At 60.3% G+C, this 20887-nt stretch carries 14 protein-coding genes, 1 tRNA gene, 1 pseudogene and 1 CRISPR repeat array (1 of these 17 cut by a window edge); of the genes and pseudogenes, 12 read left to right on the top strand and 4 right to left on the bottom strand.

The features are described 5' to 3' along the window. Positions 1 to 1219: a CRISPR direct-repeat array (repeat unit 29 nt; unit sequence CTCTTCCCCGCGCAGGTGGGGGTAGTTCC); it reaches 153 nt to the left of the window's first position. Positions 1220 to 1509: 290 nt separating this feature from the next. From CZ322_RS09480 to cas5e, 4 genes are read left to right on the top strand one after another with little or no spacing between them, the layout of a single operon-like run. Continuing rightward, positions 1510 to 3168 carry a type I-E CRISPR-associated protein Cse1/CasA gene (locus tag CZ322_RS09480; protein ID WP_087071091.1) on the top strand — a complete coding sequence of 553 codons (1659 nt, stop codon included), beginning with the start codon at positions 1510 to 1512 and terminating at the stop codon, positions 3166 to 3168. 1 nt (position 3169) lies between these two features. Beyond that, positions 3170 to 3811 (top strand): type I-E CRISPR-associated protein Cse2/CasB, encoded by a 642-nt coding sequence (gene casB, locus CZ322_RS09475; protein WP_159455031.1) that lies wholly within the window; start codon positions 3170 to 3172, stop codon positions 3809 to 3811. Positions 3812 to 3833: 22 nt separating this feature from the next. After that, positions 3834 to 4943: a type I-E CRISPR-associated protein Cas7/Cse4/CasC gene (locus CZ322_RS09470; RefSeq protein WP_087071089.1), complete on the top strand. Its 1110-nt coding sequence runs from the start codon at positions 3834 to 3836 to the stop codon at positions 4941 to 4943. Further along, on the top strand, positions 4936 to 5661 hold the full coding sequence (gene cas5e, locus CZ322_RS09465; protein WP_087071088.1) for a type I-E CRISPR-associated protein Cas5/CasD: 726 nt from the start codon (positions 4936 to 4938) through the stop codon (positions 5659 to 5661). The genes CZ322_RS09470 and cas5e overlap by 8 nt, the downstream gene beginning before the upstream one ends. Before the next feature lie 275 nt (positions 5662 to 5936). Here cas5e and CZ322_RS09455 read toward each other — a convergent pair whose 3' ends face one another. Then, positions 5937 to 6977 carry an iron-siderophore ABC transporter substrate-binding protein gene (locus CZ322_RS09455; protein WP_087071086.1) on the bottom strand — a complete coding sequence of 347 codons (1041 nt, stop codon included), beginning with the start codon at positions 6975 to 6977 and terminating at the stop codon, positions 5937 to 5939. A 134-nt stretch (positions 6978 to 7111) separates the two neighbouring features. Here CZ322_RS09455 and CZ322_RS09450 point away from each other — a divergent pair, with 134 nt between their 5' ends. Genes CZ322_RS09450 through CZ322_RS09440 form a run of 3 tightly spaced genes read left to right on the top strand, consistent with a single transcriptional unit; the run spans position 7112 to position 10166 of the window. Then, on the top strand, positions 7112 to 8146 hold the full coding sequence (locus CZ322_RS09450; RefSeq protein ID WP_087071085.1) for a FecCD family ABC transporter permease: 1035 nt from the start codon (positions 7112 to 7114) through the stop codon (positions 8144 to 8146). Beyond that, positions 8143 to 9291, top strand: coding sequence for a FecCD family ABC transporter permease (locus CZ322_RS09445; RefSeq protein ID WP_087071084.1), 1149 nt, complete (start codon positions 8143 to 8145; stop codon positions 9289 to 9291). Before CZ322_RS09450 ends, CZ322_RS09445 begins: the two co-directional genes overlap by 4 nt. Before the next feature lie 2 nt (positions 9292 to 9293). Beyond that, positions 9294 to 10166: an ABC transporter ATP-binding protein gene (locus CZ322_RS09440; RefSeq protein ID WP_087071083.1), complete on the top strand. Its 873-nt coding sequence runs from the start codon at positions 9294 to 9296 to the stop codon at positions 10164 to 10166. Positions 10167 to 10230: 64 nt separating this feature from the next. Here CZ322_RS09440 and CZ322_RS09435 read toward each other — a convergent pair whose 3' ends face one another. After that, positions 10231 to 11181: a YggS family pyridoxal phosphate-dependent enzyme gene (locus tag CZ322_RS09435; protein WP_234984532.1), complete on the bottom strand. Its 951-nt coding sequence runs from the start codon at positions 11179 to 11181 to the stop codon at positions 10231 to 10233. 161 nt (positions 11182 to 11342) lie between these two features. Further along, on the bottom strand, positions 11343 to 14114 hold the full coding sequence (locus CZ322_RS09430) for a DEAD/DEAH box helicase (RefSeq protein ID WP_087071081.1): 2772 nt from the start codon (positions 14112 to 14114) through the stop codon (positions 11343 to 11345). 857 nt (positions 14115 to 14971) lie between these two features. On the opposite strand from CZ322_RS09430, the gene CZ322_RS09425 reads away from it, so the two are divergent. From CZ322_RS09425 to CZ322_RS09415, 3 genes are all read left to right on the top strand, one after another. Beyond that, positions 14972 to 15044, top strand: a tRNA-Lys gene (locus CZ322_RS09425). A gap of 415 nt (positions 15045 to 15459) precedes the next feature. Further along, positions 15460 to 15900: a hypothetical protein gene (locus CZ322_RS09420; RefSeq protein ID WP_087071080.1), complete on the top strand. Its 441-nt coding sequence runs from the start codon at positions 15460 to 15462 to the stop codon at positions 15898 to 15900. Between the two features lie 195 nt (positions 15901 to 16095). Continuing rightward, positions 16096 to 16578 carry an Hsp20/alpha crystallin family protein gene (locus CZ322_RS09415; RefSeq protein WP_087071079.1) on the top strand — a complete coding sequence of 161 codons (483 nt, stop codon included), beginning with the start codon at positions 16096 to 16098 and terminating at the stop codon, positions 16576 to 16578. A 124-nt stretch (positions 16579 to 16702) separates the two neighbouring features. On the opposite strand, the gene CZ322_RS09410 is transcribed toward CZ322_RS09415, so the two are convergent. Further along, positions 16703 to 17590, bottom strand: a complete 888-nt coding sequence (locus tag CZ322_RS09410; protein WP_087071078.1) for an AraC family transcriptional regulator — start codon at positions 17588 to 17590, stop codon at positions 16703 to 16705. A 420-nt stretch (positions 17591 to 18010) separates the two neighbouring features. Between CZ322_RS09410 and CZ322_RS09405 the strand changes: the two are divergent. Then, positions 18011 to 19465, top strand: a pseudogene (locus CZ322_RS09405) (sugar porter family MFS transporter). Between the two features lie 109 nt (positions 19466 to 19574). Then, a complete protein-coding gene (locus CZ322_RS09400) occupies positions 19575 to 20675 on the top strand; it encodes an alpha/beta hydrolase (protein ID WP_087071077.1) in 1101 nt (366 codons plus the stop codon). The last annotated feature ends 212 nt before the right edge of the window (positions 20676 to 20887 follow it).

Here is a 20887-nt window from a genome sequence, read left to right as displayed (position 1 = left end):
AGACCATTGAGACACAGACTGCCGGCTCGCCTCTTCCCCGCGCAGGTGGGGGTAGTTCTATTGGTGCTGAGATCGGGCGGGTGTTTATTGACTCTTCCCCGCGCAGGTGGGGGTAGTTCTAATCTCCATTATTGCCCCTCTCCTCCTTGTAGCTCTTCCCCGCGCAGGTGGGGGTAGTTCCGCATATACGGGTGTGGTCATGCGAGGGCGGGGCTCTTCCCCGCGCAGGTGGGGGTAGTTCCTACATGGCTACCATCATGGATAACATCACCATCTCTTCCCCGCGCAGGTGGGGGTAGTTCCGGGGCCGAGCGGGTCACGCGCGAGCCGGATAGCTCTTCCCCGCGCAGGTGGGGGTAGTTCCAAAGACCATTGAAACGCAGACCGCCGGCTCGCCTCTTCCCCGCGCAGGTGGGGGTAGTTCCGCTTTGATGGATTCACGGGTGCGCGGGAACGCCTCTTCCCCGCGCAGGTGGGGGTAGTTCCCGAGATAGTGCCGTAATTACCCTCGAGATCAGCTCTTCCCCGCGCAGGTGGGGGTAGTTCCATCTGCCGAGCTTGCCTTGCGAGCAAACAGGCCTCTTCCCCGCGCAGGTGGGGGTAGTTCCAGATTTTAGCGATGAAATTACGGGTATTGCGTCTCTTCCCCGCGCAGGTGGGGGTAGTTCCGGCGGGATGAACAACCCGCCACCGGCCCCCACCTCTTCCCCGCGCAGGTGGGGGTAGTTCTATCGCCGAGGCCGAGCTCGGCGGGGAGCTGCACTCTTCCCCGCGCAGGTGGGGGTAGTTCCGTCGCCGCCGCGCATGATATTCGGGATCATAACTCTTCCCCGCGCAGGTGGGGGTAGTTCCGCCCGGCGAAACATTCGGCTCTCTCAAAGCTGCTCTTCCCCGCGCAGGTGGGGGTAGTTCCCTTCGGGATTTTGTTCCCGCGGGTGAGGAAGCCTCTTCCCCGCGCAGGTGGGGGGTAGTTCTAGATAAGTCATCCAGAGTTGACATCTCTACCGATCTTCCCCGCGCAGGTGGGGGTAGTTCCTCGTAGCCGGTGAGGTTTTTACGATCCCTGATATCTTCCCCGCGCAGGTGGGGGTATTTCCCAAGGCGCATATACCCGGCGCGTAGGTGTGGCCTCTTCCCCGCGCGGGCGGGGGTATTTCCTTCCAGGACACCGGCGATATCGACGATATGGTCTCTTCCCCGCACAAGCGGAGGTAATTCCCTATAACCGAGATACCGGGAATCGAACCTCTATTGTGTGTTGATCTACCATAGTCGTCTCCATGGGCTAAGCTCGTAACGAGCGGTTTCCACGCCAAGGCGTGGGTAGGTCCCCTGCTTAGGACCGCCTTCCCCGCGTGAGCGGGAGTAGCAGCACGTTTCCGATTGCGTATTCTCCCACATGTTTAGCTTCAGGCTCGCGGGGAGAAACACACTTATAAACACAGGTGAAATATGTTGATACTCGTATCTTCTTCCGTCAATCTCGTTTCATTTCAATGAGGGAGAAGCATGGACAATATCAATGCTTTGACGGATATTCCGTTACTTGTTACTACGCGCGGGCGATTATCAGTTCGCGATGCACTTCTCAATGCTCATATTCGAAAAGATCCCCCTAACGAAAAAAAGGACTACGAACCGCTGGTTGAACCGGCAGTCGAACCAACAGGTGAACCAGTAGTCCTAGATAAGACTGTTCCGGGCTACGTGTACGGTGCGCAGCTGAGGTTGATGGCGGCGGTTACCGCCGTGGCTGTGAGGCTTTCCAAGCGCACTCACCGGGATCCGTTCCGGATCGAAGAGCAATCCATTCTTTCGGAAGGGCTTGAACCGGAGGCTATTGACAAAGCTATCGAATTGCTAGAACCAGGTTCTTTCTTATTTGATGACCAGCAGCCCTTTATGCAGCGGCCAGCTGAGCCGATGCGTAACGCGAAAGATAATGAGCGCAAGCTCGGAAAAGGAGAGCAGCGGCTCAAGAAGCTGCTCCCTTCCATGATCTCTGATCAAGGTGAAGAGTTCTGGAGTCTGCTAACACAACATGACACCCTTTCTCCGGAAGATGCGGCGCTTTCTCTTCTCGTCTACCACTACTATTCGCCGGCTGGAAATAACTCTTATGCCGGTCAAAAGGCCGAAATGGGAAGTCCCGGTTTCCATTTTGTGGGCGTGGGCATGACGGCAACGGAACTAATCTGGGAAGGCCCGTCACTTCTCCACACCCTCTTCGCGATGATCCCGTATTCGTGGGTTGAGGGAGAAGGTTTGCCCGCCTGGGCGGATCGAACTGGATCCCGAGGAGGGACCGATCACCCGCTATGGCGGGCTACCTGGTCATCCAATAGCGCCGCCTGCTATTGGGAGAATAACGAGCTTGCCGGTGTGCGCATCGGCGGTGTTCCACCGGCCTGGGTTCCCCCGGAGGCGGGAACAACGAAAGAAAGTCGAAAAGCCTATTGGGTTGACCGGGATCAGAACGATCCTTTCTACCTGTATATGCGTAATAAGGCCAATGAGTTGAAAGCTCAGCGGATGGATGTGGGAAGGGATGCCACCGATTTAGCGGTAGAGTGGGCCGCCCTCGGTAAATTGGCCAAAGCGGCCCAGAAAAATGAACATATTGTTTCTTCCGATGACTGCCACTTGATTTTCATTCGTCACTACATTGAAGGAACTGCTTCTTCTCCCGTTATTCGCTCCTCGCGCGTCGATGTGGCAGACCCGCATCTATGGGCTTTCGGGCTGTCGGATCGGGCGCAAGACCAAGTCCGGCGCCACGCAGAGTTCATCCAAGCTCTGCACTACTGTGTTATCCGACCGTTCCGGCGCGCTCGCGGAGCGGCCTCTGTTGCACCCAATGGTTTACCCACTGTTCTTGATTCGCTCGAAAACTATCGGGATTCGGCATCGGATATTTTCTGGCGCGCGATCACCCGTTCCTATGAAGATTTCCTTTCTCAAGTGACATCCGCGGAGCGGCGTCCTGAAGAAGTTCGCGCGGCTCGCAACGAGGCGGCGCGGGTCGCACTCAAAGCTTTTGAAGAGGCGATTTCCCCCTATCGCTCTCAAGATCCAGCGCTATTCGCGGCAGTTTATTCGAACGTTGCTCGGCATATTCGGGCTGTCACGAAACAATTTGATGTTTCCACGGCTGATGAGGAGAAATAACATGACGCAAACAGATGCCCCAGAGCAAAAGCCTTGGAAGGCGTTGCTACTTGAGGTTTCACAATGGGCTAAAGAACGGAAAAATAATCCTAGATGTCGGGCTGCGTGCGCTGCGATTCGGCAAGGGGCAACGCCGTTCACTCAAATGCGCGCTTATCCCTATGTCCTACCCGCGGTACCAGAAGATGCACGCCCCGAGCAACGTAATGCCTTGCTTCGGGTAGCGGCCTTGGCCGCGGAATATGACCGGGTGCCCCATTCGAGCGAAAAGAAGCGCCGTAATAGTTTGGGGCGGTGGGCATATCGAGTGGCAACCGCTGAGAACAAAAACGGACGCGCACAATCCGTGTCACCGGATAACCCAGGAATGATTGCCGCACGGCTAGCGTACCTGCATACCCAAGATATGGAAGAAGCGGCCCGGGCCATCCGGCGAATTTTCGAGGTGGCATCAACGATTCCGGGCCCTGTTCCCCCCGTCGATTATTTCGATATTGCCGACACTCTGATGCGTTGGGGTAATGGCGTTTCACCAGAATCCCAATACGTGCGCATGCGAATAATCGAGGAATTCTATTCCGCTCCCCAACTCAAAGTTTCGGATCAATCTGAAACCGTTTCTACCCAAGTTTCTGAGAATTAAAACCTTACCGAGAGGACCAATCATGTACCGTCACCTAACCCTGCATCTCCTTACTCCGATCAGCTATTCGAATCTCAACCGTGATGATTCGGGAACTCCCAAACGTCTCATGGAAGGTGGCGTTCTCCGCGCCATGCATTCCTCGCAGGCCATTAAACGCGGTGCACGTGTTGCTTACGAAAATGCCAGCCTTGACGTTTCGGTGCGTTCCGGCAAGCTCGAGGAGGTTATTTGCGACGCCGCCCTTAAGCTTTCCCCCGATCTGAACCCGAAGAAAACCTTGACAAAGGCTCGTGCCCTCGTTGGTCAATTCACCAAGAAACAGGCGAAAGCTGATGCCGATGATGGTGCGGGAGCTGCTGAAGCGGATCGTTCGATCTGGCTGAGTGCGGAAGAGATCCAGGTTGCGGCGCAGGTTGTGGCTGGCGAAGTTGATCCTGATACCGAGTTTGTGCTTAACGGACGCTCAGGTTCCCTAGCCATCGCCGCTTTTGGGCGCATGTTCGCGGCGAAACCTGAGAAGGGTACAGAAGCAGCATTGAGCGTATCTCCTGCCGTTACTACCCACGCTGCCACCATTGGCACTGACTATTTCTCCACCGTTGATGATATTCGGGAGCAGGAAAAGTTCAGCGGGAAAGAATCCCGCAGCGGGGCCACCTACCTTGGAGTTAGTCAATTTACAAGCGGTATTTTCTACCGCACGGTGACTATTGATCGCGAGCAGCTTCAAGTTAGCTGGACCGCTTTTGGCAAGCCGGAGGCCAAGGAAAACCTACGTGAGATGATTACTGCTCTTATTTACGGTCAACCGCGTGGTAAAGAGCATTCGACGGCACCCTACACACAGCCTGTCGTTCTACTCGCTGAAGAGCAGCGCTACCGCTGTGCCTACAGCTTTGAAACGCCGGTGAAGACCAGCTCCCAAGGTGGATACCTGGAGCCGTCTGTGCGGGCTCTCGGGGACCAATTCCATGCTGCTCGCCGCTTCGATCCTGATAACTTCGGGAGCGCACTGGCGCTTACGGGAACGTTCCCTCAGCTGGAAGAGCTGTTTGGAGTGGAGCCCACCTCGAAGAACGGCCTCGTTGATACGGTCGTGGCGTGGATCTTGGGCGGCCAGAATGAGTAATCCAACATTCCTGCGTCTAGCGGGTCCCGTGCAATCCTGGGCGGGGCCGCGAGTGACGGGGAACGTGGTCAATTCGGAGCCTCGGCCTACCAGGTCCGGTCTCCTTGGTCTCCTCGCGGGCGCTTTAGGTGCTCCGCGCGAAGAGTGGCCAGAGTGGCTGGAGGGAGCTGATTTTGCAGTAAGGGTTGATCGTCCTGGCTGTTTCATCAATGAATTCCAGACCATTAATCCCCGCGCTACTAAAAGCGGTCTCCGAAATGACGAGCTCAAGTTCCGAACACGCCAGTTGTGGATCCGGAAACAAAGTGATTCCGACAAAAACCTGGCGTTCACCCCGGATCAGCAAAACTCGAACGCGGTCATCCGCCGCACCTACTTGGCCGGAGCCGAGTTCCTCGTGCGAGTCACCTGCCCGGGGCATCAGGAGGAGGTGGACGCCGCGCTGCGCAGTCCTGCTTTCGTTACCTACTTGGGGAAGAAAGCCTTTGCGCCGTCGTTCCCGTTCTATCTGGGACGTGGCGAGGATGACATGCTCAACCGGATCCCGGTGTGTGACCCGTCTTTCGAGAAACCGAAAAAACAGGTGTGGACCTATTCGCGGGCCCCACATATGCCCGATAGTGGGCCGGGGGCATTGCCCGGCACCGCGAGCATGGTGGACGTGGTGACAGAACGGAAGGAGTGGCTCAATCGGGTAGCTGAGCTGCTGGAACGCTAGGTTCCGTTGCGTCGCGGCGCGAATGCCGTCGCGTAGCGGCTGCGAGCACCTTCGCGGCCCGCCCGCGCTTCACGGCGCGAAGTGGTCGCGAATGCCAGCATGTCGCGGCTGTGAACCCGCCCGCGCGCGACGGCGTTACTTCGCGCCACAGAAAACGCCCCGGAAAGATCACCCATATAAGTGGTCGTTCCGGGGCGTTCTGTGCCTATTTATGCGCACGCCAGTAGCGGGCAGCTTAGGCAGTTCGCCACGAGAGTATTTACTTCGCAGAGTATTTACTTCACAGCCTTCTCAATAAGCGGCGTCAGCTTATCCAGAGCCCACAGCTGCGCGGCCGGGGTGCCCAGGGAGAACGCATTGGAGAGGTCGCCGTCCACCACGAAGGCGTGGCCGGCAGCAACTGCCGGGACCTTCTGCCAGGTGGCGTCGTCGGTAATCTGCGCGGTATCAATGAAAATCGGGAACGCGGCAATCAGATCCGCATCAATAGCATCGAGCTGCTCGGCGGACAGCTGCACGGCGAAACCGCTATCGGCGGTGGCCAGCTCCTGCACCTTCGGATTCTGCACAAAGCCCAGCTTCGTCATGAACTCCAGGCGAGTATCGCCCTTCAGGTAGGCGCCCCAGCCCTCGGAAGTCTTGGTTGCCACGGTCACCGACTTACCCTTCCAATCCGGGTGCGCGGCCGTGACCTCGGCGAACTTCTTCTCCACCTCATCGAGCTGCGCCGCAGCGGCCTTCGGCTTGCCCAGCGCCGCGCCGATCATGGTGACCTGGTCCTTCGTGGACGTCAGCCAATTATCCGCACCTTCCGGCAGCGAGACCGTCGTCGCGATCTGGGAAAGCTTATCGTGGCGTTCCTTATCGCCCGAGGTCTTCACATCGAGAATGAGATCCGGCTTGAGCGCCGCGATCTTCTCGTACGAAAGCTCCATAGTGCCCAGAATCTCCGGGGTCTTCTCATAGGATTCGCTCACCCACGGGCCCACGCCGTTGCCGCCGAAAGCCAGCCAGTCGGCAGCGCCCACCGGCTGCACGCCCAGCGAAAGCGCCACCTCGGCATCGCCCCAGCCCAGAGCGACCACGCGCTGCGGGGCTTCCTTGACGGTGACGGGCCCGAATTTTGTATCAATCGTTGCGGGGAACACGGCCTCGTTCGTGGTGGTCCCATCCGCCGCGGAACTCGCCGCCGCGGAGGACGAGGCAGGGGACGCCGAAGAATCGGCAGAATCATTACTCTTCTGAGAACCGCATCCGGCAAAAGCCAGGCAAGCCACCAGCACGGTGCCTGCCCACGCGGTCAGGGACTTCTTCATAACTTCCTTTCGTGGATGCCGCACTCGCGGCCGGACGCACCTGCGGCTGCGGTGGTCGTGTGGTTGTCACTGAAACCACAGATGCCCTATTAGGATACGCTGGCGTTGTTTAATTGGGGTAGCCTGTTCTCGTTATGAACAGCACCGCCCACACCGCCCCCGGCCGCACCATCGCGCGCCGGCGCGCTGTGGCTCTTATCGCCGGAGTGATCGCTGTTCTCGTGCTGGCCATCCTCTCCATCTGCATCGGCGCCCGCCCCATCTCCCCGGGAACACTGTTTACTATCCTCTCCGGCGCGGACGGCGATTCCATGGACGCGCAAGCAGTGCTTACTTTGCGCCCGCCACGCACCGCCGCCGCCATCGCTATCGGTGCCGCCCTCGGGGTGGCCGGCGCTCTTATCCAGGCAATTTCGCGTAACCCGCTGGCCGAACCGGGAATCCTCGGGGTCTCAGCCGGTGCCGGTTTCGCGGTCACCCTCGCCATCGCGCTCGCGGGCATCAGCCGGCCGAGCGTCTACATGTGGTGGGCGGTGGCGGGCGCGCTCGCGGCCACCGCGGTGGTCCTCCTGATCGGATCGCAGCGCACCGGCCGCGCGGATCCGGTCCGCCTCATCCTGGCCGGGGTGGCGCTTTCTGCTGTGCTCAACGGCATTGTGGGTGTCCTGCGCCTGGCCGACCCGCGCACCTTCAACGAAATCCTCGTCTGGACGGCCGGCACGCTGGAAAACCGCCCCTGGGAGGTGATCCTGCCGGTCCTCCCGCTCCTCGCTCTCGGGCTCATCGTGGCCGCCGCACTCACCCCGGCTCTCAATATCATCGCCCTCGGCGACGATACCGCCCGGGCCCTCGGCGCGAACGTCACCGCCATTCGCCTGGCGGGCATAGCGGCGATGACGCTCCTCACCGGAGGCGCGGTTGCCATCGCCGGCCCTATTTCCTTCATCGGCCTCATGGCGCCGCATGCCATTCGTTCATTTGCGGGCGCGGATCAACGGTGGGTCGTGGGACTGTCCGCGATCTGGGCGCCGGCCCTGCTCCTCGCCTCGGATATCCTCGCGCGCATCATCCTCCCCAGCGGCGAACTGCCCGTCTCCGTGGTGAGCGCCTTCCTGGGCGCCCCGGTCCTCATCTACCTCGTCCGCCGGCGAAAGGCTTTCGCGCTATGAGTACGCCGCCGCAACCCGCAGCGCAGCAGCTCGCCGCACCGCATACGGGTGCCGCGCCGCAGTCCGTTCCCGCCGCGCCAGAGTTAAGCTCCGTAGCGCCAGTAACCGCGCGCCCCCAGCGTTCTCGCTCCACCGCTGCACGACGACGCCGTTCCCGCCTGGTTGCGGCCGTGGTGAGCCTCGCCCTGGTGGTCGGTTGCCTCGGGGCTCTGCTCCTCGGGGATTTACCCCTCACTCCGGCCGAGGTGGCTGCCTGCTTCTCCCCGGATTCGATGAGGGCGGTTGCCGCAGGCCAGGGGGATTTCGCGGCCCAGGTTGTTCTCACCTGGCGCCTGCCGCGCATCCTCGCTGCGGTCGCCTTCGGGGCGGCGCTCGGCCTTTCGGGAGCGCTCTTCCAAATTCTCACCCGTAACCCGCTCGGCTCGCCGGATATTATCGGCTTCAACGCTGGCGCCTATACCGGCGTTATTCTCACCCGGACATTCCTTGTGGGCGGAGCCCTCGCGGTGAGTATGGGCGCGCTGGCAGGTGGCGTCGTCGTCGGAATAATTATTTATGCGCTGGCCTACCGCAACGGCGTGTCCGGATTTCGCCTCATCATCGTGGGGATCGGCATGACGGCGATGCTCAGCGCGGCGAATACCTGGCTGCTGTTGCGGGCCTCGGACGAGGTGGCGCTCAGCCTCGCGGTGTGGGGCGCCGGGTCGCTCGGGCAGGCGTCGTGGGCGAATGTGGGGCCGGCGCTGGGAATTCTTGCGTGCCTGGTGCCGCTGGTGGCGTGTTGCGTGCGGCCGTTGCGGCAACTGGAATTGGGCGACGACGCCGCAGCTGCCCACGGCTTGCCGGTCGAGAAGGCTCGCCGGGGGATCCTCGCGGTCGGTATCGCTTTGACGTGTGTGGTGACGGCGGCGGCCGGGCCTATTGCCTTTGTGGCTTTGGCGGCTCCGCAGGTGGGGCGGGCGGCGGCCGGGCGGCGCGGAATTTCGCTCGTGCATAGCGCGCTGGCGGGTGCCTCGATTTTGTTCCTGGCTGATCTGTTCGCCCAATTTGCGCTGGCGCGGCCGGTTCCGGTGGGGGCGATTACCACGGTGGTCGGTGGGGTGTATGTGCTGGTTGTGGTGTTATCGCAACGGAAGGGGCGATAAAAATGCGTCAGAACGAGGGCGTGGATATGGGAGGTTCTGTTGGGATGGCTGCCGGCGCTGCGGAGAGTGCGGCTGCCGACGTTTCTACCGGTGCCGCGCGGCTGCGCGGGGAGGATCTCTGCCTCGGCTATGGCGATGTGGCGGTGGCGCGGGATTTGAATGTGGCGATTCCGGATGGGTCGTTCACGGTGATCGTGGGGGCGAATGGATGCGGGAAGTCCACGCTATTGCGGGGTTTGGCGCGGTTGCTTTCGCCGGCGAGTGGCAGGGTGCTGCTGGATGGGCGGGATATTGCGGCGATGGGCTCGCGGGATTTCGCGCGGGAGCTGGCGTTGCTACCGCAGTCGCCGCATATTCCGGAGGGGATTACGGTTGCCGAGCTGGTGGGCCGGGGGCGTTATCCGCATCAGGGTGTGTTTTCGCGGCCGTCGAAGCGTGATGAGGAGGCGGTTGCTCGGGCTTTGGCGGCTACGGGGACCGCGGATTTTGCTGATGCGCTGCTGGGGGAGCTGTCTGGTGGGGAGCGCCAGCGGGTGTGGGTGGCGATGGTGCTGGCTCAGGATACTCCGATTATTTTTTTGGATGAGCCGACGACGTATTTAGATATTGCCTTCCAGATTGAGCTGTTGGATTTGTGTGCTCGCTTGAATCGGGAGGGGCGGACTTTGGTTGCGGTTCTTCATGATCTGAATCAGGCGGCGCGTTACGCCTCCCATGTCATCGCGATGAAGGACGGGCGTATTGTTTTTTCGGGTTCGGCTGGCGAGGTGTTTACTCCGGAGAATATCGCGGAGATTTATGGCCTGACCGCGGTGGTTATCCCGGATCCGGTGACGGGTACCCCGATGGTTGTGCCGGTTTCGGCGCGTAGTTAGCGCGCGGGCGCGCAGGAATAGTAGCGGTAGTCAGGCCGCGGGCAAGCCGGAATCGTAGCCGTTGTTAGGCCGCGGGCCGGGGCCCGAAAATGGCGCTGCCGACCCGTACCTGGGTGGAGCCTTCCGCCACGGCGATACCCATATCGTGGGTCATGCCCATGGAGAGTTCGCGTACGGTGGGGTGCTCGCGCTGGAGCTGGTCGCGTAGTTTGCGCACGAGCGCGAAGGAGCGGGAGATTTCCCGTACGTCGCTGGTGTTCGCGCCGATGGTCATGAGGCCGTCTATCCGCAGGTGGGGGAGCTGCGCGATCTGGCCGACGAGTTCTTCTACCTGTTCCGGGTCGATTCCGTATTGGCTGGCTGCCCCGGAGGAATTGACTTGTACGTAAATGGAGAAGGGCCCGTGGGCGTGGCCTTCCTCAAGCAGGCGGCCTTGGAGCCGGTTGAGGCGCTGGGCTAATTTGAGGCTATCCACGGTTTCGATGCAATCGGCCAGTTCGAGGGCTCGCCCGGCCTTATTGGATTGCACGTGGCCGATGACGTGGGTCCAGTGGGGCGGGTTGCCTGCGCTGGCCGGGGCGGTGCCGCTTCCTTCCCAGGTGCTGGCATCATGAATGAGGCGTTCAGTTGAGTCTGAAGCGGTGCCGGGAGTTGAGGTGGAAGCCGTGTTGAGCGCCAGTGCAGACGCGGTTCCGGAGCCTGTTTCCGCCGCCGTTGCGGGCACCGCGAGCTGGGCTTCTACGTCCTGTAGTTGTTGGATGAAGTTTTGGCCCATGAGGCGGGAGCCGGCGGCGAGCGCGGCGCGGATGGCGGTGATGGGCTGGTGTTTCACCACGATTTGGAGTCGGGCAGTGCCGAGCGGTATTCCGGCAGCTTCTTCCGCTCCGCGTAGGGCGTCACGCACGAGGGTGATGCGCCCGGGGATTTCTTCCGCGGTTGGGGTGATGCTGGATAGTTCAGCAAGGCGAGCAAGCTTGTCATGCTCCGTATATGTCATGGTTTGTGTCAGCTCCACAGGTATCGGGTATCCGCCGGTGTTTATGGTAGTTCTCTGTGCCGCGAACTGGTGAAATAATCTCATAACTGGCGTCATGGTCCTAGAGCCGGAACAATCGCCCCAGAACTGGCGTCATACTTTCAGTGCCGAGTAGCGGCTGAGAATTCCGGGTAGCCGCCTCATAATTCTCCCACGCTAATAATGTCGAGGATGGCATGCCCAGCAGTATCGCTTGCCTCAAGGTCCACAACTGCCCAGAATCCCCAGGAGTTGTCACCTGCGCCGTCGTCAAAAACTTGACGCACTAACCAGGCGCGCAGGCGCCCGGTGGCGGAGCTTAGGTTGTCCATAACGCTATCCACGTGTTCCGCAGGGACGCTGGCGGTGATGAAATCCGCTCGGTCGGGGTGTTCCAGCATGGTGACGAGTTGGGCGGAGCGTGCTTCGGGTCCGATGCCGATCTCTTGGTAGGAATCGAAGTAGGCGTCGGTAGCATCCATCCAGGTATCGCCATCCCAGACCGGGCCGCCGAGCCAGAGCGGGATGCCGTCCCCGCGGGCTACACCGGCGCCGTCGTCCAGGGCTGCTCGATCAAGCCAGTCGAGATTTTCGTGCGCCACGGCTTCCACGAAGCGGAAGAGTGCGTTGCGGATGGAGACTCGCAGCGCGTGTGGGCTGCGCGAAAGCGTAACCTTGCCATCTTCATCCGCCCCGAAAGCGCGCTCGCGGGCGCCCCCTGCGCCGCTGTCAAGATTGGCGATCTCCGTGGCGGTGATTCGGCCATCGCGCAGGGCTTCCCATTCGTCCAGCAGACTGGAATCCACCGAGCGCACCAGGCCGCCCAGCCAGCCGGTCATGTCTTCAAGATCCGGGGTGCGGGCTTCCAGCGGAACGGTTTGCCGGAGCGCCTTGTAGGTGTCCGTGAGGTAACGCAGCAGAGTTCCTTCGGATCGGGCCAGGTCATAGCGAGAAATAAATTCGGAGAAGGTGATCGCGTTTTCGATCATTTCCCGCACGATGGACTTGGGGGAGAGCTGGAAATCATCCACCCACGGGTTGGTTTGCCGGTAGATCTGGAGCGCCGCGCCTAGTTCTTCCGCGAGGGGTTGCGGCCAGGTGATTTTATCTGCCTCGGCCATGCGTTCGTCATAGCCGATACCCGCGGCTTTCATGCGCCCGATGGCACGCCCGCGCGCCGCGCGTTCCTGCGCGTACAGAACCTGCATGGGGTTATCTTGGACCGCTTCGATAACCGAGATGACATCGAGGGCGTACTCCGGGCTGTCCGGATCAAGAATATCCAGCGCAGCCAGCGCGAAGGGCGCCAGCGGCTGGTTCAAAGCAAAATCAAAAGGAACTTCACGCGCGTATTCGATGGGGGAGTGCCCCGGGTGCTCAGCCAACCATTGCGGAGTGTGATGGAGGATCACCCCGGCGCGCTCCAGAGACATATAGATGCGGGTGGCTTGCCGGATAAGCTGGTTGGATGCCGTGCGCGGTTCGTGATTATCCGTGAGTAATGTGGTGACGGCCGCGACGTTATCCCCCGGGCGCTGGAACAAATTGAGCATGAGCGAATGGGAGACCCGCATCTGGGACGTCAGAGTTTCCGGCGCGGCACCCTTGAGGTACTCAAAAGTTTTTTCCGACCACAGCACCGTATTTTCCGGGGGCTTCTTCTTTTGAATGCGGCGCTGTTTGACCGGATCATCCCCGGCCCGGGCCACCAGCCGCGCATTTTCGATTTCAAATTCGGGCGCCTGCACGATCACATCGCCTTTGGTATCAAACCCGGCCCGCCCGGCGCGGCCCGCGATCTGGTGGAATTCGCGTGCGCTCAGGTGCCGATTGCGCTGACCATCAAATTTAGCCAGCCCGGTCATCACAACGGTGCGAATCGGAACGTTAATGCCGACCCCGAGGGTATCTGTACCGGAAATAACCGGAAGCAGGCCCGCTTGCGCCAGCTTTTCCACGAGCCGCCGGTAGCGGGGGAGGAGGCCCGCGTGGTGCACGCCGATACCGGACCTGAGCAGCTTAGAGAGAATTTTCCCGAAACCGGGGCCGAAGGAAAAATCCCCCAGGGCTTCTTGGAGGCGGGCTTTCTGTTCCTTGGAAACAAGCGCGTGGGTGAGGAGGGCTTGGGCCTGCGCTACCGCTTCTCGCTGCGAAAAATGCACCACATATACGGGTGCCCGATGCGTGGAGGTGAGTTCCAGGAGGAGCTCACCGAGCGGGTGATAGGAGTACGAGAACGACAGCGGTACCGGCCGTTCCGCGTTACTCATACATTCGACGGCGCGCCCGGTGCGCTTCTCAAGATCCTCCTCCAGCCAGGTGGTATCCCCCAGCGTGGCGGAAAGAAGCACCTGCTGAGTGTGGGTGAGTTCCAGAAGCGGTACTTGCCAGGCCCAACCGCGTTGCGGATCGGAGTAGTAGTGGAATTCATCCTGGACCAGCACGCCGATATCCGCCGCCGCACCATCACGCAGACTCAGGTTCGCCACGATTTCCGCGGTGGCACACACCACCGGAGCACCGGCATTAATAGTGGAATCCCCGGTCACCATCCCCACGTTATCGGCACCGAAAACATTGATGAGTTCGAAAAACTTTTCCGATACCAAAGCCTTGAGAGGCGCGGTGTAATACGCGGTTTTCCCGCGCGCGAGCCCGCAGAAAATGGCGGTGAGCGCAATGAGTGACTTCCCCGAGCCGGTGGGCGTGGAGACGATCATATGAGCATCATCAATAGCGGCGAGCAGCGCCTCTTCCTGATGGGGATAAAGCGACCGCCCGGTGCTTTCCGCCCACTGGGTGAACGCCTCATAAAGCGCATCATCAGGCGGGTTGAGCCCATACTTATCCTCCAGAAGGTCCAGGGCAACATTGAGTTGCGGACGAGGGCGCGACGCCGCGGCCCCGGGCTGATCTGACTGTTGTGAACTCATGACTTAAGGGTGCCACACTCCTACGACATAAAAATCTGCCGAAACGGATGCGTGGTGTTCGTCCAGTAAATTCTGAAGAAATAGATAGCGATGTGACGTCGTACTTCTCTTCCCCGCGCAGGCGGGGATTCCGCGCGCCGTATCTGCTGCGGGTACCGGCAGTCTCACTCTTATATACGACGACGACGCCGCCCGCGAGCGGGGCTTTTCCCTGCCCAGTACGGGAACCGGCAGTCACCCTGTCCTTGATCGGGATGGAATGCTGCTTATCGGAACGAGTGTGGAGGGTATAGGCATGGCGCAATAAGCTAAATTTGAGAAGTGAAAAGTGGTGCGGTTGTAGCCTCCAGCGCACCGGTCAGCATCATCGAGGGAAGCGTGAATCTGGAACTTTGTTCCATCGCGTTTTCCGAGTCCGCCGCCGATAAACAGCCAGGTCAGCCAGCTGTTCCCCGCGCGGGCGGGGGTAATTCCTCGTCGGGCACCAGGTAGCCGCCCTCGCTATCCTCTTCCCCGCGCAAGCGAGGGGTAATTCCAAGGATTACAACAAGGGGAATACCGCCGGTATCTCTTCCTCGCGCAAGCGGGGGTGTAGAGGCGCGGAAACGGGGAGGGTGCGATGTCGCATCGGGTAAGTGCCCGTAGACCCTTAATCTCTGGGTTAAGGGTTGCATCTCTTGGGCGGGATGCTGTTGGTGCGACGTCGCAAAGCGCGCTATCTCGCGCTTATCTGGCAGTGGGGGAGGTGGTGTGAGGGAGGAAACAGCTTTAGGTAGGGTTCTTAACTTGCGCTGGGTGGTGGGCCTGGGTAAAGTATCTATTCGTCGCCGCGGGCGGCAAACATAAAAGAATAACGAGCACCGCTAGCTCAATTGGCAGAGCAACTGACTCTTAATCAGTGGGTTCTGGGTTCGAGTCCCAGGCGGTGTACAGCAGGCCCCGTAGTTTCCAAGCTATGGGGTTTTCCGCATTATCGTGCGGAAAGCAGTCACGTGACTAGCGTACGTCGCGGATTGTTTTTACGCCACCATTTCTCAGCACTGTGCCATGGGACTCTTTTACAGCTACGCGCAGGGCGAAATTGCGGGCTTCCCCCATAACTATCTAAGCGACACCTGTCGCGTTATTCTTGATCGCGAACTAAGCGGCTGGCGCGACCGGCGCGAGCGTACCGGTGTGGCTGGCGCGAGCGGAGTGAACAGACCAGTGTTGGTGACGCGAGCAGTGCGAACTGGGCGGCGCGAACTCGTAGCTCGAGCTGAGCGGCGCAAACTGAGTGGCGCTGACTGTGTGAACGGCACGGAAGTGCACGCCCGGCAGCTGTGGCCGCGCTAGAGGAGTATTTATGAGCGACTGTCCCTATTTCCGGATCTCTAAGAGCGGGCTGATTGTGCTTGCTGGCGGGGTGTGGTGCCTGGCAGGAGTGAACGTCGCGCGCATTGGTGTGGAGAGTATCGCGGGCTCCACCATGGGCGCGCCGTGGATCTGCCTGCTTCCTCTGCTCGTTTTCGCCGCCTTCGGGGCGATGTTCGCCAAAGTTGCCGGGAAACATATCCGGCGTATTCGCTCCCATCCGTGCTCGGCACGGCCCTTGTGGCACTTCTTTGACGCACGCTCCTACCTCGTTATGGCCATCATGATGGGCGGTGGAATTGGCTTGCGTGCCAGCGGATTCCTGCCTGATTCCTTTATTGCTTTCTTCTATACCGGCCTGGGCGCCGCGCTCGCCGGGGCTGGCCTTCTTTTCTTCCTTGCTTTCGTCCGGGGTATACGCCGCGCGCGTTAGGCGTCGGTCGTGGTATACACCTTCTCTAAAGCTGAGCGTAACTGACTCAACCACTATTGAGCCTAGAGTGAACAATTACTCCTGAGTGGAACAAATGCAGGGCAGTGGAGGTTGAGATTGATGTCAAGGCGATAGGCCCCGGGCGCCGCAAGGCGCGCGGCGTCGTCGTTCATAGAAGTGAAAGAAGGATTGACCATGGCATACGATATTGATCGCACAGTGTCCAACGCGGTGGACCGGTTCCTCAGCCCCTTTGATGGCTTTTTCGCCGTTCCCACTCGGATGGTGAACGGGCGGCGTTCCGATCTGGAGAATCTCGCGCTGCAATACCGTTCGCAGCTCAAGCAAACTGAGGATGGATACGAAGTTCTCTTCGATGTTCCCGGGTTCGCGCCGGAGGATATTGACCTCAACGTTTACCCGGATCACATCACCCTCAAGGCCTCGCAAGAAGAGGAAATTGAGGGCGGTACGCGCACGCGCTCCGTCTCCCGCAGCCTCGGCTTCGACCAGGCGGTGGATACCACCACGGTGGATGCGGATCTGAGTGATGGCGTGCTGACCGTCTCGGTGAAGACCACCGCGGGTTCGCAGGGTCGCAAGGTTCAGATTGGTTCGGCTAAGCCGGCTTCGGCTGAACCCGCGGCAGAGGCTCCGGCCGAAACCCCGGCCGCCTAGCCGGCTGAAGTGGCCTACGCGCCGCTAACCGTAAAAATCGAAGTGAAGGGCAGCTCCGGGATTATTCCTCCCGGTGGCTGCCCTTTGCCAACCGTTTTGCCAGCCGCTCTTCCTCACCGCGTCTTTACCTGCTCTTCCCTAACCGGGTTCTGCGATATTCCAGCGGGGTCATCCCGTGCCGCTCCATAAAAGCGCGATTGAGCGCCCGGGTGCTGGGGAAACCGACCCGCTGGGCAATATCTTCCAGGGTGGGGACCTGCTCCTCCATGAGCAGGTAATACGCGTCCTCGACCCGCAATTGCGTGACGTACTGTTTGAAGGTCATCCCGGTGCTGAGCCGGAAAAGTCGGCTGAAATGCTCGCGCGAATAGCCGTGCGCTTCGGCCACGCTCGCAGCGGTCAGCGGTTCTTTGTGGCGGCGCTCGATATCGCTCACAATCGCGAGAATCGTGGTATCGGTAGCGCGGCGAACTCCGCGCGGGCGGCACCGAACAACGAAGTTCTGGTAGAGCAAAAATAGGATGTCGAAAAGGATCGCGTTAATTCCGAAAACCCGTTCCGGGCCGAGCATGCGGGTGGTGTCGATCATGCGCAGGCATAAGTCAATGAGTGCTTGCCGGTCTTCATCCCGCGCCCGCGCCGAATCCACGGACATCACATAAAGATCAGCCTTCTTATAAATTCGTTCAATACGGCTGCTGTCATACGTAATGGACAGAATGAGCGGCGCTTTCCCGCCGCGTGATTCCGTAATAAATGAATGGGGAGTGTAGGGGCTGATAATGCAGAGCTTTCCCGGGTGGAGGGCCTCAACGCGCGAATCGATAGTCACGCTCCCGCCACCCTCCACAACGTAATTGACCTCGACTCCGGAATGCCAGTGGGTCGGAACCACTTCCGGCTGGCGATGTACTAGCACCAGAGCGGGGTATTCGGCAGGCATGGAACCCACCTCACAAAAAGCACGATTGAGGATGGGCTCTCTCGGGGTGTGTATGCGGTTATCCATCATGCTTAACTCCTCGCGGATTCATCTCTCATAGTAACGAGCCGCCCCGGAGTCTGGTCAGGTATGAGGGGATAGCTCCCGGGTATGAGGGGATAGCTCCCAGTATGAGGGGACAGCTCCCAGATATGAGGTGATGGCCCCATTCTTCGTGAGAAAAGCTGCGGGGCCGCCAACCATGTCACGTTTGAGCATAGAGTGTGCCACATTTCGGCACTACCGCCCGGAAAATTTCGCCTAGGCTCAGTGGCGCGAGGGGTAAGGAACAGCCAAGAATCACAACGGCTGAGAAGCACAACACCAGCCAAGATTCACGCGAAGCAGGAAGTAGCACGCATGTGCTTCAGGCTCCGCACTTACCCCGGCTTTCGACAGTGCCTCCTTCGAATGGGAGAAGGGGGCGGTTGATAGAGAGGAAGATGCGCAATGACGCGTAATAAAGAACAGCGCGGCACCCCGGCACCAGCGGCAAAAGCCCCGCTGGACCCGGTCATCAAACGCCGCATTATTATTGTTTGCCTGGCCGCCGCCGTCGGCGGTTTTCTGTTCGGATACGACACATCCGTTATCAACGGCGCGGTCGATTCCATTGCCGGTTCCCGAACCGGCTGGGATCTGAGCGCCTTCATGAGTGGTATCTCGGTTTCCTGCGCCCTCTTCGGGTGCGTGATCGGCGCCTGGTTTACCAGCCATATTGCTGATCGCCTGGGCCGTGTCCCCACAATTTTCATCGCGGCAATCCTGTTCGTGGTGTGCTCGATTTTCTCGGCGATCGCCCCGAGCGTCTGGATCTTCATTATTTTCCGATTCGTTGGTGGTCTTGGCGTTGGCCTCGCCTCGGTGATCGGCCCGGCCTAAATCGCTGAGGTAGCTCCGGCTCAGATGCGAGGATTCCTCGGCTCCTTCCAGCAGATGGCCATCGCTTTCGGTATCCTCGCCGCCGTGGTGGTGAACGCCACCTACGCGAAGGCTTCGGGCGGTGCCGACGAAACCTTCTGGTTCGGGATGCCCACCTGGCGCATCATGCTCCTGAGCATGATCGTGCCGGCCCTCATTATGCTCATCGTCTCCCTCAAACTCCCCGAATCCCCGCGATTCCTCGTTATGAAGGGCCGTGATGACGAAGCCGCCGCGATTTTGAAGCGCCTCACCGGCGAACAGGATCCGGAAGGTAAAGTCCGGGAAATCCGCGCAACCCTCTCCGGCGAGAAAGCCGCGAAGCTCTCCGATCTGCGCGGCAAGACTTTCGGGCTGCGCAAGGTGGTCTGGATCGCCATGGCGGTCGCTGCCCTCCAGCAGCTCTCCGGCGTCAATATCATCCTCTACTACGATTCCTCGCTCTGGAAGTCAGTTGGTTTCAGCGAACAGCTCGCCCTGAATATTTCGGTGTACCGGACCATTGGCGCGATTATCGCGACCATCCTGGCGATGTTCATCGTTGACAAGGTGGGCCGCCGTTTCCTGCTCATCACCGGCTCCACCGTCATGACGATCTTCCTGGGAGTTGCCGCCCTCGGTTTCTACCAGGCCGAAGTCGACGGCGCATCCATCACCCTGCCGGGCATGTGGGGGCCGATTACCCTGGTATCGGTCTACATCTTCTACCTGGCCTTCTGCTTCACCTGGGGCCCGGTCATGTGGATTGTGCTCGGGGAGATTTTCCCGAACAACATCCGCGCCCTCGGCGTTGCGGTGGCAAGCGCGGTGAACTGGATCGCGAACTTCCTGGTCTCGACCACTTTCCCGCCCTTGAAAGACGCCATCGGTACGGGTAACGTCTACCTGCTTTACGCCGTCTTCGCCGCCGTGAGCTTGATCTTCGTGATGAAGGCGCTTCCGGAAACTGCCGGTGTTGAGCTCGAAGATATGCCGGCGGAGTAGCCGCGCGCCAATTAATCGAGTGCAATTAACTCAAGTGTCATGAGCCGAGCGCTGAATAGCCAAGTGCTGAATAGCCGCGCGCTCATGAACCAAGTAGTGAGGACAACACATGCATCCTGATACCCCGGAGAATATTGCCCGGGCCCGCACGTGGACGCCTATTGATGAGGATCTGGCCGGCGTTGACGCCGCGATCCGGCAACGTGCCATCGAGGTGCGGAAATCTTTCGTTCTCGATGTTGATATCGTGCGGTGCGAACGCTGGCACACCCCGGACACGGTGGATGTGATCGCGGATATTCCCTATCTTCCCGACGGGGAAACCAACCCCTTCCACCGCCTGGATCTCTACCTTCCCCACGATGCGTACCTGCGCGGCGGCAAAGCGCTGCCGGTCTACATCGATATTCACGGTGGCGGTTTCGTCTACGGAACGAAGGATCTCAACAAGAATTTCGGAGTCCATCTCGCGGAGCGGGGTTGCGCGGTTTTCTCGCTGAGCTACCGGCTCGCCCCGGCTGCTGATTTCCTCGACCAGCTCCGCGATGTGCTCGCGGGTTGCGCCTGGATTGCGCGCCACCTCGATGATTACCCGGTTGATCCGGATTCGGTTGTGATCACGGGGGATTCCGCCGGCGCCACCCTGGGGCTGTACGCGGTTGCGGCTTTGCGTAATCCTGAAATTTTCGCGGCCCTGGATGCGCCTGACGCGCCTGCCGTTGCGCCGGGCACCGCGCCGCACGCCCCGGCGCCTGCCGTTCTGGGGGAGGAGCGGCTCGCCGTTGCGGGCATGGCTTTCGTCTCCGGTCTTTTCGACCTCTCGGACCTGGTGCCTTTCGTTTCCGGCCGCCCCGGTGGTGGGAACGACGACGCCGCCACTCCCACTCTCGCCTATCTGACGGAGATGGGGGGCTTCATCGACCGCGCCGTGCAAGTGCTCGGCGAAGAGCTGTTGTGCGCCGAAAAGCTCGTTTCGCGCTGCGAGCTCCCGCCGGCTTATCTGGTCACGAGTTCAGATGACTTTATCGAATTCGAAACCCTGCTCTTTGCTGGATATCTTTCCCGCAAGGGAATCCCGGTGGAATGCCATTCCTACCGGCCCCCGCGCGGGGCAACCCTGGGCCACGTCTTCCCGGTGGGGCAGGTGTGGCTGGAGGAGAGCCGCGAGGTCCTGAGCGACCTCAAGCGTTTCGCCCTCGAATGCCGGTAGGACCTGAAATACCGGTAGCACACGCCGGATAAGCCGAGCTCTCTACTTCGGCGCGCACTCGCTTTTCTGCCCGCGCGCCATGAGCTCGGCTTCCGGCGTGCCTTCGCGCACGTAGGTGGCTCCGGCATTCGGAGTGGCCTCATTGGCCAGCGTGATGCTCTTCCCGTCCTCGGCGAAATGCGCCACCGAGGTGCCGATCTCCTTACCGTCGA

It is taken from the genome of Actinotignum timonense, assembly GCF_900155575.1.
GTDB lineage: Bacteria > Actinomycetota > Actinomycetes > Actinomycetales > Actinomycetaceae > Actinotignum > Actinotignum timonense.
The sequence above is the reverse complement of the archived record's forward strand: the minus strand, read 5'-3'. Positions and strand labels throughout refer to the sequence as shown.

Bases quoted from the DNA above. Each gene is read 5' to 3' on its own strand.
- casB (WP_159455031.1), top strand. From the start codon at position 3,170: ATGACGCAAACAGATGCCCCAGAGCAAAAGCCTTGGAAGGCGTTGCTA.
- CZ322_RS09420 (WP_087071080.1), top strand. From the start codon at position 15,460: ATGAGCGACTGTCCCTATTTCCGGATCTCTAAGAGCGGGCTGATTGTG.
- CZ322_RS09480 (WP_087071091.1), top strand. From the start codon at position 1,510: ATGGACAATATCAATGCTTTGACGGATATTCCGTTACTTGTTACTACG.
- CZ322_RS09470 (WP_087071089.1), top strand. From the start codon at position 3,834: ATGTACCGTCACCTAACCCTGCATCTCCTTACTCCGATCAGCTATTCG.
- CZ322_RS09400 (WP_087071077.1), top strand. From the start codon at position 19,575: ATGCATCCTGATACCCCGGAGAATATTGCCCGGGCCCGCACGTGGACG.
- CZ322_RS09450 (WP_087071085.1), top strand. From the start codon at position 7,112: ATGAACAGCACCGCCCACACCGCCCCCGGCCGCACCATCGCGCGCCGG.
- CZ322_RS09410 (WP_087071078.1), bottom strand. From the start codon at position 17,590: ATGATGGATAACCGCATACACACCCCGAGAGAGCCCATCCTCAATCGT.
- CZ322_RS09445 (WP_087071084.1), top strand. From the start codon at position 8,143: ATGAGTACGCCGCCGCAACCCGCAGCGCAGCAGCTCGCCGCACCGCAT.
- CZ322_RS09455 (WP_087071086.1), bottom strand. From the start codon at position 6,977: ATGAAGAAGTCCCTGACCGCGTGGGCAGGCACCGTGCTGGTGGCTTGC.
- CZ322_RS09430 (WP_087071081.1), bottom strand. From the start codon at position 14,114: ATGAGTTCACAACAGTCAGATCAGCCCGGGGCCGCGGCGTCGCGCCCT.
- cas5e (WP_087071088.1), top strand. From the start codon at position 4,936: ATGAGTAATCCAACATTCCTGCGTCTAGCGGGTCCCGTGCAATCCTGG.
- CZ322_RS09415 (WP_087071079.1), top strand. From the start codon at position 16,096: ATGGCATACGATATTGATCGCACAGTGTCCAACGCGGTGGACCGGTTC.
- CZ322_RS09440 (WP_087071083.1), top strand. From the start codon at position 9,294: ATGCGTCAGAACGAGGGCGTGGATATGGGAGGTTCTGTTGGGATGGCT.